Below are 14,977 nucleotides of genomic sequence, written 5' to 3' on the forward strand. Positions count from 1 at the left end.
ACCAGAGGCCAGCTGTTTGTTAGTATCCGCAGCCGCCGCGTGATTTCTCGGCCGCCATGCCACTTCCTGTTTTACCAGCGAGTACGTCGCCGTCTGTCGATTCGATGATGCGGTCGGTCACTGAGTTCGCAAGCGTCACCGTCACGTATTGAAGCAGGTCGTTCACCTCAACTTGCGTCTCTTGGAACGCTTGGACGACCGGGATCGCGTCAAGCTCGTCCATTGCTTTGTCGATTTTCTGTTCGACTTTCGCGAGGGCCTCTGTCTTCCCGTAGTGTTGACAGTTGACCGCTTCTTTTTGCAAGAACTTGATGCGTTTGATGAGCGTTTGCACGCGTTCGCTTTCGTTCACTTTCGTCTCTGCTTCTTTGAAACGCGCCACTTCTGGCGTCTTCGCGAGAAGTTCGGCCAATTCTTTTGCTTTTTCAATCACTTGTTGGTCAGTCACGTTCGTAAACCCCTTTGCTGTCTATAATGTGATCGCACGAAACGTGCGCGAGTGTTCTCCATCATTCTACCATGAACGAATTCGGAAAGGTACATCATGGATTCAGTTCAAGCGTTGCTTTTTCGTACCATGTCGACGTGGGGAATCCCGTCCTCATCGTATTCATCGCTCGTCCGCTCGAACCCGAAACTCGCATAAAACGGTTCGACATACGTCTGCGCTTGTAAGTAGAGGGTTTCTCCCCCGTAATCGTTGACCGCGGCCTGCATCAATTGACGCGAATAGCCGTTGCCCCGATGCCCCGGTCTCGTCACGACCCGGCCGATTGCAATGGGTAAAGCGTGAACTAAAACACGCAAGGCCGCGACGACTTCGCCCCCTTCTTCCACCCAATAATGGACGGCATCGAGGTCTTTCCCGTCAACCTCCTGATATGCACATTCTTGTTCAACGACAAACACTTCCGTCCGTAGGGCAAGGAGCGCGTACAGCTCACGCGTCGTCAGTTCATCAAATCGCTTTTTCATCATCTTGCATCGTCTCCTTATAACGTCACGCCGAGCGCCCGGGCCACGTGCAACCCGCTCGTCATCGCGCCAATCGTCCCTGCGCCTGGAAACACCGTGTCCCCGCAGACAAAAAAGTCCGGAAGATTCGTCCGATAACTCGCGGCATGAAACAATGATTGACGCGGCGTCTGTGCATAGCCGCCGACGGCACCGTTCGGGCGTTTCGTATACTTCACCCAGGCGCCCGGTCCTCCTGGAAGCATGAGATTCGTGTGCCCCGACCAACCTGGGAATCCGATGCGCACAGCCTCAATCAAACGCTCGGTCCATTCATGTTCCAGTTTCTCATAGACGGCGCGCTGTTTCCAATCCTTCCATTCCGAAAGGTCGACGTGGGTCGACACCGTCACCGTCCGCTCGGGCTTGTCGGTACGCAACACGTCGCCGCCTGCTGACATCGACAAAAACGCATGGCCGCTCGGTAAATGCTCCGTATACACTTGTTGGAACAATGGCCGGTTCAAACAGACGTGTTCTGGGAGCGTAATATATAGACTAAACGTGCCCCACTGCGAACGGCTCAAGTGACGCCGATATTGGCGCTTGAACGATTTCGCGTCCTTCCCGGTCAGTAGTTGACTCGTCGCCTCGAGCGGGATGGCCGATACGACCGTATCGACGATGTCGAGCCGACCGCGCCGATCCGTCAGCAACCAACCGTCACTCACCGGTTCGATCGAGGTGATGTGACGACCAAGTAGTGCTGTCCCGCCGTCTCGACGAAGTGCGCGTTCGAGCGCGTGGGCAAGTTGATACAGTCCCCCCTCGACGTAAAACGCGCCTTCGTGGTAAATCGACAAGGCGACCGCGGCGAGCAGATGGCTCGCGTCTTTCGCCCCTGTCTGCAGACTGTCGAGCAAGATCCCATCAATAAACTGTTCGAACACCGTCCCGCTCAGCTGATGACGGGCAAGCGTCTTTTGCAACGGACGATAGAGTTTCGGCGCGACGGCGACAAGCTGTGGATTTAGTCCCTCCACCGCGACGAAGACGTCTTGTCGACTACGAAACGGCAAGGCCGGCAACCGTTCAAACAATGGACGGAGCGTCTCAAAGTCTCGCCACATCTCTTTCATGAACGCGCGGACATGGTTCGCCTCACTCGGAAACTTATTTTCGAGTTCACGTAAGAAACGATCGCGGTCCTGATCATAGACGACGGTCCGGTCGAGCAAGTGAACCGCCATGACTTCCTGTAACGGCCGAACCGGGACCGTCTCTTCTAAATGGCGCAATACGCGGTCATGGAGCCCGCCCGGCTCAAACCCCATACCGAGCGTCGCCCCGGCCGGAAACAAGTAGTCGCCTCGCTCGAACTTGCCGGCGCAGCCGCCCCATTCCCGTGACGCCTCATAAACCGTCACCTCATGTCCGTGCCGTTGTGCGAGGGCGGCAGCCGTCAACCCGGCAATCCCACCTCCAATGACTCCGATACGCATATCCATCCCCTCCTACGTCCATCATACATGGCAGACGTTCAATCGTGATGATTCGACGTGTCGGCTCGATGTTTTTCGGGCTAAAGGCAGGGTTCTTTCGATTGATGGCGAAAAAATCGATAAAGGACAGGTGAAGGCATATGCGAAGTCGGGTCATCATTTACTTATTGATTCCCATCTTGATTTTTATCGGTATTCTCATCACACCGGCATCGGAAGAATCACAAAAAGTCGCCACGATGACGGCCGTCAACATTCAAGAGATGATCCCTTATGAACGCGAGTATACGGCGCAACAAGTGTTACTGGAGAAAACGAATGACGGACGTGAAGCGAAGATTGAAGAATGGCGGCTCGAACGAGGGGCTCGTACGACGTATAGTTACGTCCTGAGACTACAGGGGTTTGAGACGGTCATTCAAGTCGATGCCGGGGCAGCCAATACGCGTTCGGATGGCTATTACGCCATGCAGGCGCACAGCCCAGTCTTCGAGGCGGACGAGCCGCTGTCGATCGGTTATCCAATCATCCTATTCGCAACGGAGCAACGGCTCGTATTGAATCAAATGGAAGTGCGGGTCTTATACGAAGAGGACGGCGTCATAGAAAAATGGCGTATCCTAGAATCAGAAGAATCATGATATTCAACATGCGAGAGGTAATTTCTAATGCAAAGAAGATTCCTCATTGCGCCTTCCCGCTGCCGACACGACTATATTTCTCGACTTGCCGAGGACCGTTTGGACGTATCGCGTCTTGAAGCGCATGCTGTCCGATCACGGCCAGACACGTCCGGACATGGGCTCCGGTTGTGAGGAACGGTTCGACCCGAAGTTCTTGAAGTCGGTGTGGGATTATCCGAAGTCGCAGCGACCAGTGATTCGACAGCATTTACACAAACTTGAATCCGAAAAAGACATCATGATTCTGCGTTCACGGGCCGAAGTCCGTCGTTTCGTAGCGAATCAACTGGAGGCGAATCCATGAATCCAATTCTCCCAGAAATCGGGACCGTCTTTATTCCCGTCCGCGACGTTGCGACGTCCCGGGACTGGTATTGTCAGCTGTTTGATTTAGCGACAGATGGAGACATCCTGTTCGGACATCTTTATGTCGTCCCGTTAAACGGACCAAATCTCGTACTCGATAGTAAGATTTTTTCTGAAGCGAACGTCATCCAGACGCCACTTTTCCATTTGAACACGCCGGATATCCACCAAGCATACGCGCATATGGTGCAACGACAAATTGACATTTTAACCCCGATTGAACACGACCATTGGTTTCATTTCAAAGACCCGGATGGAAACGTCCTGATGATGTGCCAATGCTGACGGGGGGAGTAGGAGCATACGAACGAATCCGACGCGCTTATCCGTTACGTCGATGAGACGCTCTCCCCGTTCGGCGGATTCACCATCGGGAAATCAAACGAAACGTGAGGATACCCTATGTTTTTTCTTCAAATGTCCGGTTTCCCCGGGTCAGGCAAATCGACGCTGTCTCGCGAAATCGCCAGACGACTGGATGCGGTCATCGTCGATCACGATGTCACGAAGACGGCACTGCTCGAATCAACCGCACAACACTCGCTCGACCCCGGGCTGGCCGGAAAAATCGCTTATGATCTCGATTGGGCGCTCGTCGAGTTCCATTTGTCTTTAGGGCGAAACGTCATTTTGGATAGCCCTTGTCTATATGACGTGATGATTGAGCGCGGCCTAGCGATTACAGAAAATAGCGGAGCCACTTATCGATACGTCGAGTGTCTCGTCGATGACATCGATGAAATCAATCGCCGGCTGCGGGAACGAAACCGGAAGCTCAGTCAAATCAGAAGCGTGTCACCAGAAGATTTTCATCGGACTGTCGCAGGTAGTAAAAAACCAGCGCATATGCATACGCTTACAATCGACACGAATCGCCCGCTCGAGACATATTTTTCTGACATTATCGCCTATCTTCAAGCGATTGATTGAACACCTGTTGCATCCTGCGCCTTCAGATCGGATGCATTTTTTTAATTGCTTTTGTATTTTTATACTTTACAATTAATAATCATACATATACACTTAGTCTCATATCGTGAAGGAGGAATTATTATATGAAGAAATGGTTGTTAACAGGAGCACTCGTCGTGAGTGCCATCGCACTTGGAGCTTGCAGTCAAGAGACGACGGGCGAAGAGAAAAAGACACTCGTCATGGGGACGAGCGCCGATTACTTCCCATATGAATTCGTCGACACGGCCAACGGGGACGCCATCGTCGGATTTGATATCGAGATTGCCGAAACCATCTCGGAACGTCTCGGGTATGAATTAAAAATTGAGGACATGGACTTCGGGAGTCTACTCGGTGCACTTAACGCCGGTCGGGTCGACTTTGTCATGGCCGGCATGACGCCGACCGAAGAGCGGAAGCAAAACGCCGCCTTCTCAGACATCTATCTATCCGCGACGAACTTGATTATGTCAAAAGACGAATCGCTCCAGTCGATTGAAGCGCTCGCCGGCAAAAAGATTGGCGTCCAAACGGCTTCGATTCAAGAAAACATCGCTAAAGAACAAGCACCAGACGCAGAGCTCGTCTCATTGAACAAGATTCCTGAAATCGTACAAGAACTGAACACAGGTCGAATCGATGCGATGGTCATCGAAGACACGGTCGCCCAGAAATACTTAGACCAAGATCAAGGATTCTACACATTCGCGTTGAAAGAAGATGGCGAGAAAGGGTCAGCGGCCGCCTTCAAGTTAGACGACGACTTGCGTGACCAGTTCAATGACGAGCTGCAGAAGATGATGGAGTCAGGTGAAATCGATGAATTGACGAAGAAATGGTTCTCGATGGAGCCGACGGAATGAGACAAGTCTCATTGCCGATTTATCCGGTCACCTATCCGTCCGGGTTTCGCTTGAATCAAAACGAGAGCCAGTTCCCGGTCCCGGACCGTATCAAACAGCAACTGTCTTCCATATCGTTCGATGACTTACACGAGTATCCGGTTCAGCCGATTGATGAGCTATTTACGCGTTACGCCGCCTATGCCGGGGTCGAACCGAATCAGCTGCTCGTCGGATGTGGTAGTGACGAGATGATTCATGTCGTCACGCAGGCGCTCTTGTCGCCTGAAGACGTCGTCTTGTCTCCAAGTCCGGATTTCGCCCTCTATCCGATTTTTACAACGATTGCGCACGGACGCCACCTTCAAACGAACGATTTGTCATTCGACGGTCTCATCGCATCGGTGACGGAGCATGAACCAAAGCTACTGTTGCTGTCAAACCCGAACAATCCGACCGGAAAACGATGGACCGTTGCCGAGCTGAGCGAACTCGCTAGTCGCGTGCCGTATCTTGTCGTCGACGAGGCGTACATCGATTTCACGCCGGACGCGAGCATGGTTTCACGTCTCGATGCTTTCCCGAACGTGATCGTGCTTCGGACGTTATCGAAGGCGTTCGGTCTCGCCAACATCCGTCTTGGTTTCATGGTGACAAACAGCGACCTGGCGAGTTACTTCCGGCAGTTCGTGCCACCATTCAACGTGAGTGGCTTTAGCGCGAAAATCGCGAACCTGTTTCTAGCGGACGCTTCATACGTGCAAGAGGCAATCGCGTGGCATCACCACCTACGCGAGCAATGGTTTGAATTGCTCTCGAAAGTGGGCGACGTCTATCCGTCTGAGGCGAACTTCCTCTATGTGACGGTCGACGAGCCTGAAGCGTTGTGGCAACATCTCGCTTCACATGGGATTCACGTCTCGCGCCAAGCGACCGGGATTCGGGTCACACTCGGTAACAGTGGTGCACTCGAGGCGACTCGAGGAGCATTGACGAAATGGAACGTCATCATTCCTTCATAAAAACACGCCCAGAACCGTCGGAATCCAATCGACGCGTTCGGGCGTGTTTTGTTGTGGTGTCTTAAGATATCGTCTTGATGACGCGTGCCGGGTTACCCCCGACGACCGCTTTAGCCGGAACATCCTTCGTGACGACCGCGCCGGATGCGATGACCGCGTCGTCGCCGACCGTCACACCTGGATTGAGGATGGCGCCTCCACCAATCCAGACCCGATGCCCGACTGTCACCGGTTTCCCGAACTCGACGCCGGAGATGCGCTCGGTCGGGTCGAGTGGATGGGTCGCCGTATACACGTGTACACCCGGTCCGAGCATACAATCATCGCCGAAACGAATCGGACAAATATCTAAAAAGACGCAGTCAAAATTCGCAAAAAAGCGCTCCCCGAGATGAATGTTGTAGCCGTAGTCACATTTAAACGTCGGTTCGACATAATACGATTCCCCCGTCGTACCGAGCAATTCTTTCAGTGCGGCTTTACGTGTCTCCAATTCGTCAATCCCGGCCGCATTGAAGCGTTCTGTCAGGCGTCTCGCGTGTTTCCGGTCCGCCACGAGTTCCTTGTCGCCTGCTAAGTATCGTTCGCCACGAATCATCTTCTCTTTTTCCGTCAATATGATCTCCCCCATTTCCATTCCAGTATAGAGGAATTTATGAAAAAACGGGGAATAGAGTGATGACGACATAGAGGAGGAAGCGACATGAAACGGATTCTTGATTGCAAAGCCAGTGATTTTTTAACGTTCAACCGTCACGACTTACTTGCCTCGATTCAAAAAGCAGAAGGACGGACCGTCCTCGCCGAGGTCATCCCAACGGTCCAACCGCTCTACCCGGAAGTGACGAACGCGGAACTCGCCCGGGCGTTCGGTGCCGACATGATTCTGTTGAACATGCTCGACGTGTTCCACCCGTATATTAAAGGACTAGAAAGTCACGCTTTATTCGGGAACGTTCCCGGGGAGTCGATGTCCGACAATCCGATTCTCGAATTGAAACGGCTCGTCGGACTACCGATCGGCGTCAATTTGGAGCCGGTCGACTTTTCTGAGAAGTCGGCGGATATGTATGATGTGAAACAAGGACGGCTCGCGACACGGGAAGCGTTCGCGAAAGCGTCTGAACTTGGCATCGACTTCATCTGCCTGACCGGCAACCCGAACACCGGTGTGACGAACGAGGCCATTGAACAAGCCATCATCAGTGCCCGGCAAGAGTTCGCTGGCGTCATCATCGCCGGAAAGATGCATCAAGCCGGGGTCGGTCGGGTCCTTGACCGTGAAGCCTATACGCGCTTCGCCGAGGCTGGAGCGGACATCATCCTCATTCCAGCACCAGGAACCGTGCCTGGTGTTCGTGAGGACGAGTTTTTCGAAGTCACCCGCGATATTCAAGCACTCAATAAGCTCGTCGTCGCCGCCATCGGGACTTCGCAAGAAGGGGCCGACGAGGCGACGGTTCGGGAGATTGCCTTATCCTCGAAACGTGGCGGGACGGACGTGTTTCACATCGGGGACGCCGGACTGTCTGGCATCGCCACACCGGAAAATATTCAAGCGTTATCGATTGCCATCCGTGGCCGACGTCATACGTACATCCGTATGGCCGCCTCGGTCAATCGCTAAAAAAGGAACGGAGCCTCGTGGCTTCGTTCCTTTTCGTTTTTACCAGTCTTCGACGTCCCGACGTGGTTTCGCTGGTGTCGTCGTGCCGTGCCGCTCACTGAGGAGCGTCTCGACGTCTTCAAGCGAGACGCCTTTCGCTGCGAGCAAGACGAGCAAGTGATAGATCACGTCGGCCGCCTCTTCGACGACGTTCTCGTCCTGTAATGCTGCAATCACGACCTCGAACGACTCCTCACCGAACTTCTTGGCGATTTTGTCGACGCCTGACTCGAACAAATACGTCGTATACGATCCGTCTTTCGGTGTCGTCTTCCGTTCTTGAATCAACTTCTCGAGTTCATGAATCATCCTTCCACCTCCGTGAAAAAGCAACTTCGATTGCCCGTATGACACGTCGGCCCATTGGCCCGGGCGCGGACGAGGAGCGCGTCTTGATCGCAGTCGACGTGAATGCTCTCCAGTTCGAGCGTATTCCCGCTCGACTCGCCTTTCATCCAAAGTCGGCCTTTCGAGCGCGACCAGAATGTGACCGTGTTCGTCTCAAGCGTCTGTTGAATCGCCTCATCGTTCATATAGCCAAGCATGAGCACGGCGTTGTCTTCCGTCGAGACGATGATCGCTGGAATCAGTCCGTTGTCATCGTAACGAACCGCATCGGCAAGTTGTGATCGCTGCATACGTGCTTCACCTCTTCCACTGTCGTTTTTCGGTCATGTAGAATCGAAGCGAGTAGCGCCGCATCGACACGTTCGAGCGCGTCGACGACGTGATTTGCGTTACCGGCCCCGCCTGACGCGATGATCGGAATATCGACCGCATGGCGCAGAAGCTCGAGAATCGCTAAATCATATCCGCTCTGCTTCCCGTCTTGGTTCATCGACGTGACGAGCAGTTCACCTGCCCCGAGTTCGGCGACTCGTTTCGCCCAATCAATCGCGCGCAGTTCCGTCTTCTGTTTGCCGCCATACGTGTAGACGAAGTACTCCCCGTCCTCGAAGCGAACGTCGATGGCGACGACGATACATTGTGACCCGAAACGTTCGGCCGCCTGTTTAATCAAATCCGGTGACTCGACGGCGAGCGTATTGAGCGACACTTTGTCCGCCCCTGCTTTTAAAAGCGAAGAGATGTCTTCAAGCGAACGGATGCCGCCGCCGACCGTGAGCGGGATGAATACTTTCCGGGCGACGGCACTGACGACATCGAGCATCGTCTGGCGGCGCTCGGTGCTCGCCGTGATATCCAAAAAGACGAGTTCGTCGGCACCAGACGCATCATAATATTTCGCGATTTCGACAGGATCGCCGATGTCACGTAGCGCCACGAATTCGACGCCTTTGACGACACGGCCTTCTTTTACATCGAGACATGGGATGATTCGTCGTTTAAGCATGACGCGCCTCCCACTCAATTAATTGGTCGAGACTGACTTTCCCTGAAAGCAACGCCTTTCCGACGACGGCCTCGTCAATCTGTGCGTCGCTTAGTGCCTGGACGTCTGCCTCTGTCGTCACGCCGCCTGAAGCGATGAGTGTGACCGAGACGGCTGCACGGAGCGCACGCATCCGCTCGAGGTTCGGGCCGTTTAACTTTCCGTCCGACCCGATATCTGTGTAGAGAATCGTCTTCACGCCACGAGCGACCAAATCGTTCGCGGCATCGATATCGCGTAACGTCGTCGCCTCTTGCCAGCCGTTGACGGCGACCATCCCGTCGTACGCGTCAAGCGCGACGGCGATGCGGTCACCGTATTTGACGAGCGCCGCATCCAAGAAATCTGGATCCGTGAACGCCTTCGTCCCGAGCAGGACGCGGTCGGCCCCGGTCTCCATGACAGCATCGAGTGCTTCGACTGAACGGATGCCCCCGCCCGTCTGGACGAAAAAGCCACATTCTTTCGCGAAACGGACGACGTTAAGGTGTCTCGGCTCGCCCGCTTTCGCTCCCTCGAGATCGATCAAGTGGAGCATCGGGACGCGCCCTCGCCATTCCTTCAACTTTTCATAAGGGTCCCCGTACTGTTCTTCCGTATTGAAATCCCCTTCTGTCAGGCGGACGATTTTACCATCGATTAAATCAATTGCCGGTAGTAATCTCACGTTCGACCGACTCCTTCCATTCTTGTAATAAACGTAATCCGAACGTCCCGCTCTTCTCCGGGTGAAACTGCATCCCCGTGACGAGACCGTCTTGGACGATGGCCGGGACGCGCTCGCCCATATAGTCGGCTGACGCAACGATATTCGCCTCATCCGTCACGACGTGATACGAATGGACGAAATACACGTCCTCATCGCGTAAAATCGAGTTCCATCCGACGTGTGGCAACCGCTTCGCCCGCATCCGTTCGACCCGTCCTTCGATGAGCCCGAGTCCTTCAGTCAACATACCTTCCGTACTCGAGTCGAACAATAACTGCATCCCGAGGCAAATGCCGAGGAACGGTTTCTCCGTCGCCATCTGTTTCAGCAATGGCACGAGCCCCGTCGCATGGAGCGATGCCATCGCTTGTGGGAAAGCACCGACACCTGGTAGCAAGATGGCATCCGCCGCCTCAATCTCAATTGGATCGTTCGTAATGACAACGTGACAACCGATCGCCTTTAATGCCCGCTCGACATTGAAGACGTTCCCCATCCCATAATCAATGACCGCGACGTTCATCCTTCGATCCGTCCTTTCGTTGAAGGCAGACGGTTCGACCCGTCTTGTCCAATCGCCTCGGCGAGTGAGCGACCGAACGCCTTGAATAATCCTTCGACCATATGGTGCGAGTTCGAACCGTAGAGCACCTCAAGATGGAGCGTCAAACGGGCGTTCATCGCGACCGCGCGGAAAAACTCTTCGGCAAGCTCTGTATCAAAGTCGCCAAGCTTTGGATTTTTGATGTCGGCGTTAAACACGAGGAACGGCCGGCCCGACACGTCGACGACACTGCGTGCGAGCGTCTCATCCATCGGGAGGTAGCTCGTACCGTAACGGCGAATCCCGACTTTGTCACCGAGCGCCTCTAAAATCATCTGGCCGAGGGCGATCCCGACGTCTTCGACCGTATGATGGGCATCGACCCACGTATCCCCTTCGACTTGGACCGATAAATCGACTTGGCTATGGAAGGCGAACAACGTCAGCATATGGTCGAAGAACCCGACACCCGTTTGAATATCGCTCTGTCCCGTCCCGTTCAAATCTAGTTTCAGTTCAATCTTTGTCTCGTTCGTCTCACGCTTCGTTTCAGCTGTTCTCAAGTGAACTCACCTCTTCTATCGTTTGTTGAATCAATCGATACGCCTCATCCGTCCCCGCACTGACTCGGATGCCGTCGGAGAAGGCCCGGACGTGGACCCCGTGTTGGAGGAATCGCTCCGCCCACATCTCACTGTCCGGTGTTTGGACGTATAGGAAATTGGCGCGGCTCGGAAGGATTGTCCCGACCGGTCGTAAGAGCCGTACCAACTTTTCACGTTGCTCGTTATGGAACGCCACGGCGTCTCGGATGTATGCCGAGTCCTCTAACACGACGGCGGCGACGGCGGCACTCAAGCCGCTCACGTTGAACGGCGAACGGAAGCGATCGATGTTCGCGATTAACGTCTCGTCTGCGATCATGAATCCGATTCGTAAGTTCGCCAAACCGAACGCTTTCGAGAGCGTCCGCAGGATGATGACGTTCGGATATGTCTCGAGTTTTAATGTGAAGGCATCCATCATCGTGAAGTCGATATACGCCTCATCGACGACGAGATACGGCACGCGCGACGCGAGCGTCTCGAGCTCGTCATGCGTCCACATTTTCCCGGTCGGATTGTTCGGGTTCGAGACGAGGACAAGCTTCGGCTCGTTCGCCTCGATCGTCCGGATGAGCGAGTCAAACGACAATCCGTCTTCATCCGGTTGAACGAACTGCCCCCGGGCGATTTGTGTGTAAATGCCATACATCGAGAAGTCCGGGAGCGGTGCGACGACGAGGTCTTCGACGTCGAGGAGTGCTTGGCAAAGGATGGCGAGCAACTCATCGCTGCCGCTACCGACCATCAGTTGCTTCACGTCGACACCCGCATACTCGGCATAACGTTGTTTCAGGCGAATCAACTCGTCGACCGGATAACGGCTTAAACCGGTCAAGTCGATTGAACGAATCTTGTCTTGGATTCGCTCGGGAAGTTCGGATTGGCTCTCGTTTTGATTTAACGCATGTCCCTTGACCGCATGTGGGACGTAACGCGGAATCGTTTCGTATCGTTGTCTCATACGTCCTCCAATCTGGCCGCCATCGCTCGAGCGTGCCCTTCTAACTGTTCTTGTTTGGCGATTCGGATGGCAGCCCGTGTCACCGTCTCGTCGAGTTCCGTCATTTGCAGGAACGTCTGACGCCGATAGAAGTCATCGACCGACAGCCCGCTCGAGAATCGAGCCGTCCCGCTCGTCGGCAAGACATGGTTCGGTCCAGCGATATAGTCACCGAACGCTTCGGCCGCCTCGTGACCAAGGAAGAATGAACCACCGTGACGAATTTGTTTCATATAATCGTCCGGGTTCTCGACGGCGAGTTGGACGTGTTCAGCCGCCATCTCATTCGCCTGGCGAATCGCCTCATCTTTTGACTTCACGACCACACCACCGCGTTCGAGCGCCTCGATGGCGATGTCTCGTCGGGGGAGGTCGCTCAGTTGACGTGCGAGCTCTTCCTTGACGGCGCGAGCCATCCGGTCCGTCGAGACGAGCGCGAGCGCCGTCGCCTCGACGTCGTGCTCGGCTTGGGCGAGGAGATCGGCCGCGACCCATTTCGGATTGGCCGTCTCGTCGGCGATGATGAGCACTTCGGAAGGTCCTGCCACCGAATCGATGCCGACGATGTGAGAGACGAGCGCTTTCGCGGTGGCGACGTAGGCGTTCCCCGGGCCGACGATTTTATCGACCGGCCGAATCGTCTCCGTGCCGAACGCGAGCGCCGCGACCGCTTGGGCGCCACCGACGAGATAGCATTCATCGGCCCCGGCGATTTTAGCGGCAATCAATAAGGAGACGTCAATCCCGTCCGGTTTTGGCGGTGTCACCATGACGACACGTTTCACGCCGGCCACTTTTGCCGGGATGACGTTCATGAGGACGCTAGACGGATAGACGGCCGTCCCGCCCGGAACGTACACACCGACCGAGTCGAGCGGCATGTAACGGCGGCCCAGTCGGAACATCTCGTCTTCGAAGACGTCGTCGTCTCGGCGTTGGCGTTCGTGAAACGCACGGATCCGCTCTGCGGCGAGCGTCAGCGCGTCCGTCAGCTCGTCATAAGCCGGCGGTGGTGTGAACGTAGTCAAATCGACAGCTTCGATTTGGTTGACGCCATCAAACTTAACCGTGTATTCGAGGAGTGCCTCGTCTCCTCTCGTCTCGATGGCCTCAAGAATCGGTTTGACCGCTTCAGCCCAAGTTTCACGTCGTGTCCGGTTTTGTGAGCTCATGCGCCTTCCTCCTTGCTAAGACGACGAATCCATGCCTTCAATTCGTCCGGATCGTTCGCGAGCGCCGTCTCACTCGTGATGAACTTGGCGTTAATATCAAAAATCGTCTCGTATTCTTCAAGGTCGTTCGCCCGAAGCGTCGCCCCCGTCTCGACGATGTCGACGATGCAGTCGGCAAGGCCGGTCAATGGAGCGAGTTCGACGGACCCGTTCAAAGCGATCACTTCGACGTTTTGTCGCTTCGATGCGAAGTGCGAGATGGCGATGTTCGGATATTTGCTCGCGACTTTCAACTTCTTCGTCCCGTTTTTCCGTTGTTTCGGGCCACACACCGCCATTCGGCAGCGACCGAACGGCAAGTCGACGACTTCGAGGACACCAGGTGTCTTCTCACGTAAAATGTCGCCGCCGACGACGCCGACGTCTGCCGCGCCGTGCATGACGTATTTATAGACGTCGTCGCCTTTGACGAAGATGAACTCGTGCCCGTCGACTTCGACCGTCAACTCACGGCCGCGTTTCTCCGGCCAGACGGTCAATCCGACTTGTTCGAAATAGTCTCGTGCCGCTTTTTCGATGCGACCTTTCGCGATTGCCACTTTCATGAGATCACCTCACCTAACTGTTCTAAATCGAGTGATAATCCGAACGCTCGACGCGATTGGCCAAAGTGACCGTAAAGCGAGTCATAGCGTCCGCCAGACAAGACACGACGACCGTCCATCGTTCCGGTGACGGTCAGTCCCGAATAGTAATCGAAGTCGCCCGTCTGTCCGAAATCGTAGGAAGCGTTCAAACCGATGGCCCGTAAATGCTCGACGGCACGCTCGACGTCTTCAATGTTACCCGTCAGGCTCGAATCGGCTTCTTGTTTCAATTCCTCAACGGCCGAGTCGCCAATTAAAAATGGCAACTTGGCGATGAGTGGATAGTCGTATGTCACGGCAAGCTCGCGGAGCGACTCGAGGTTTCGGAGCGCCAAATACTGTCTGAGCGTCCGTTCCGGTATGCCGGCCGCCTCGGCGATTGATGCGACGAGTGCGGCCGAACCGACTTGAATGCGCAATCCTCGGCGAGGCATGATGTCTTTTGTCATCGACAAGAACGATTCAATCAATTCCGTGTCGGCCGCCTCACCGTCAATCCATTCGAGCCCGAGTTGTTGCCGTTCGTGCGGCTGGCCCGAATGTTTCGGGGTCCGGCGGTATACGGCACCGGCATAGGCGACGCGCATCGGTTCGTTCCCATCTGCCAGTTTCCGTGCGATTTGAAGCGTATAGTCTGGTCGCATGACGAGCAACTCCCCATCGTTGCCGAACAACCGATAATAGGCCGATTCATCGAATAAGGCGAGATCTTGGTAATGCGAATAGTACTCGACGAGCGGCGGCTCGATGACGCGATATCCGTTCGTCGTCGCTTGTTCGAGGAAAGAGAGCATCCATTGTTTCGGACGTACGACGTCCACGTCTTCTAATTCATGCCATCCTTCCGGGATGGAACCTTTCGTATTGAACCAAATCATCTGTATCACCCTTTATCTTATTATCACTTTACCAAACTAA

21 protein-coding genes are annotated in these 14,977 nt (G+C 54.6%); 7 read left to right on the top strand and 14 right to left on the bottom strand.

Annotated elements, in window-relative coordinates:
- Positions 1-19: 19 nt before the first annotated feature.
- From KB235_RS10065 to KB235_RS10075, 3 genes are all read right to left on the bottom strand, one after another.
- Positions 20-448, bottom strand: coding sequence for a YlbF/YmcA family competence regulator (locus KB235_RS10065; protein WP_034815278.1), 429 nt, complete (start codon positions 446-448; stop codon positions 20-22).
- A 107-nt stretch (positions 449-555) separates the two neighbouring features.
- Positions 556-978 (bottom strand): GNAT family N-acetyltransferase, encoded by a 423-nt coding sequence (locus KB235_RS10070; protein WP_211779580.1) that lies wholly within the window; start codon positions 976-978, stop codon positions 556-558.
- 14 nt (positions 979-992) lie between these two features.
- Positions 993-2,456: a phytoene desaturase family protein gene (locus tag KB235_RS10075; RefSeq protein WP_034815273.1), complete on the bottom strand. Its 1,464-nt coding sequence runs from the start codon at positions 2,454-2,456 to the stop codon at positions 993-995.
- Between the two features lie 140 nt (positions 2,457-2,596).
- On the opposite strand from KB235_RS10075, the gene KB235_RS10080 reads away from it, so the two are divergent.
- The 6 genes from KB235_RS10080 (at position 2,597) to KB235_RS10105 (ending at position 6,323) form a co-directional block, all read left to right on the top strand.
- Positions 2,597-3,097: a hypothetical protein gene (locus KB235_RS10080; protein WP_034815271.1), complete on the top strand. Its 501-nt coding sequence runs from the start codon at positions 2,597-2,599 to the stop codon at positions 3,095-3,097.
- A gap of 46 nt (positions 3,098-3,143) precedes the next feature.
- Positions 3,144-3,443 carry a P-loop NTPase family protein gene (locus tag KB235_RS10085; protein WP_211779581.1) on the top strand — a complete coding sequence of 100 codons (300 nt, stop codon included), beginning with the start codon at positions 3,144-3,146 and terminating at the stop codon, positions 3,441-3,443.
- Positions 3,440-3,790, top strand: coding sequence for a VOC family protein (locus KB235_RS10090; protein WP_034804848.1), 351 nt, complete (start codon positions 3,440-3,442; stop codon positions 3,788-3,790). The genes KB235_RS10085 and KB235_RS10090 overlap by 4 nt, the downstream gene beginning before the upstream one ends.
- 117 nt (positions 3,791-3,907) lie before the next feature.
- A complete protein-coding gene (locus KB235_RS10095) occupies positions 3,908-4,435 on the top strand; it encodes a P-loop nucleotide/nucleoside kinase family protein (protein WP_211779582.1) in 528 nt (175 codons plus the stop codon).
- Positions 4,436-4,560: 125 nt separating this feature from the next.
- Positions 4,561-5,322 (top strand): transporter substrate-binding domain-containing protein, encoded by a 762-nt coding sequence (locus KB235_RS10100; protein ID WP_211779583.1) that lies wholly within the window; start codon positions 4,561-4,563, stop codon positions 5,320-5,322.
- Entirely contained in the window at positions 5,319-6,323 is a 1,005-nt protein-coding gene (locus tag KB235_RS10105; protein WP_211779584.1) for a pyridoxal phosphate-dependent aminotransferase, read from the top strand. Before KB235_RS10100 ends, KB235_RS10105 begins: the two co-directional genes overlap by 4 nt.
- Positions 6,324-6,384: 61 nt before the next feature.
- On the opposite strand, the gene KB235_RS10110 is transcribed toward KB235_RS10105, so the two are convergent.
- Positions 6,385-6,942: a maltose acetyltransferase domain-containing protein gene (locus KB235_RS10110; protein ID WP_034804959.1), complete on the bottom strand. Its 558-nt coding sequence runs from the start codon at positions 6,940-6,942 to the stop codon at positions 6,385-6,387.
- Positions 6,943-7,026: 84 nt separating this feature from the next.
- Here KB235_RS10110 and KB235_RS10115 point away from each other — a divergent pair, with 84 nt between their 5' ends.
- Positions 7,027-7,950 carry a DUF7916 family protein gene (locus KB235_RS10115; protein ID WP_211779585.1) on the top strand — a complete coding sequence of 308 codons (924 nt, stop codon included), beginning with the start codon at positions 7,027-7,029 and terminating at the stop codon, positions 7,948-7,950.
- Positions 7,951-7,989: 39 nt separating this feature from the next.
- On the opposite strand, the gene hisE is transcribed toward KB235_RS10115, so the two are convergent.
- From hisE to KB235_RS10165, 10 genes are read right to left on the bottom strand one after another with little or no spacing between them, the layout of a single operon-like run.
- On the bottom strand, positions 7,990-8,298 hold the full coding sequence (gene hisE / locus KB235_RS15850; protein ID WP_029335255.1) for a phosphoribosyl-ATP diphosphatase: 309 nt from the start codon (positions 8,296-8,298) through the stop codon (positions 7,990-7,992).
- Entirely contained in the window at positions 8,295-8,627 is a 333-nt protein-coding gene (gene hisI / locus KB235_RS15855) for a phosphoribosyl-AMP cyclohydrolase (protein ID WP_034804863.1), read from the bottom strand. The genes hisE and hisI overlap by 4 nt, the downstream gene beginning before the upstream one ends.
- The gene (gene hisF / locus KB235_RS10130; RefSeq protein WP_034804865.1) at positions 8,576-9,343 is read right to left on the bottom strand and encodes an imidazole glycerol phosphate synthase subunit HisF; all 768 of its coding nucleotides are present in this window, start codon (positions 9,341-9,343) and stop codon (positions 8,576-8,578) included. The genes hisI and hisF overlap by 52 nt, the downstream gene beginning before the upstream one ends.
- Positions 9,336-10,049, bottom strand: coding sequence for a 1-(5-phosphoribosyl)-5-[(5-phosphoribosylamino)methylideneamino]imidazole-4-carboxamide isomerase (locus tag KB235_RS10135; RefSeq protein ID WP_211779586.1), 714 nt, complete (start codon positions 10,047-10,049; stop codon positions 9,336-9,338). Before KB235_RS10135 ends, hisF begins: the two co-directional genes overlap by 8 nt.
- Entirely contained in the window at positions 10,027-10,614 is a 588-nt protein-coding gene (hisH, locus tag KB235_RS10140) for an imidazole glycerol phosphate synthase subunit HisH (protein ID WP_211779587.1), read from the bottom strand. The genes KB235_RS10135 and hisH overlap by 23 nt, the downstream gene beginning before the upstream one ends.
- On the bottom strand, positions 10,611-11,198 hold the full coding sequence (gene hisB, locus KB235_RS10145; protein WP_034804875.1) for an imidazoleglycerol-phosphate dehydratase HisB: 588 nt from the start codon (positions 11,196-11,198) through the stop codon (positions 10,611-10,613). The genes hisH and hisB overlap by 4 nt, the downstream gene beginning before the upstream one ends.
- The gene (locus tag KB235_RS10150; protein WP_211779588.1) at positions 11,185-12,201 is read right to left on the bottom strand and encodes a pyridoxal phosphate-dependent aminotransferase; all 1,017 of its coding nucleotides are present in this window, start codon (positions 12,199-12,201) and stop codon (positions 11,185-11,187) included. Before KB235_RS10150 ends, hisB begins: the two co-directional genes overlap by 14 nt.
- Positions 12,198-13,412: a histidinol dehydrogenase gene (hisD, locus tag KB235_RS10155; protein WP_034804882.1), complete on the bottom strand. Its 1,215-nt coding sequence runs from the start codon at positions 13,410-13,412 to the stop codon at positions 12,198-12,200. Before hisD ends, KB235_RS10150 begins: the two co-directional genes overlap by 4 nt.
- Entirely contained in the window at positions 13,409-14,017 is a 609-nt protein-coding gene (gene hisG / locus KB235_RS10160; protein ID WP_034804884.1) for an ATP phosphoribosyltransferase, read from the bottom strand. Before hisG ends, hisD begins: the two co-directional genes overlap by 4 nt.
- On the bottom strand, positions 14,014-14,937 hold the full coding sequence (locus KB235_RS10165) for an ATP phosphoribosyltransferase regulatory subunit (RefSeq protein ID WP_034804886.1): 924 nt from the start codon (positions 14,935-14,937) through the stop codon (positions 14,014-14,016). Before KB235_RS10165 ends, hisG begins: the two co-directional genes overlap by 4 nt.
- Positions 14,938-14,977: the final 40 nt, after the last annotated feature.

The organism is Exiguobacterium alkaliphilum, from assembly GCF_018138125.1.
In the GTDB taxonomy this organism is placed as follows: Bacteria; Bacillota; Bacilli; order Exiguobacteriales; family Exiguobacteriaceae; genus Exiguobacterium; species Exiguobacterium alkaliphilum.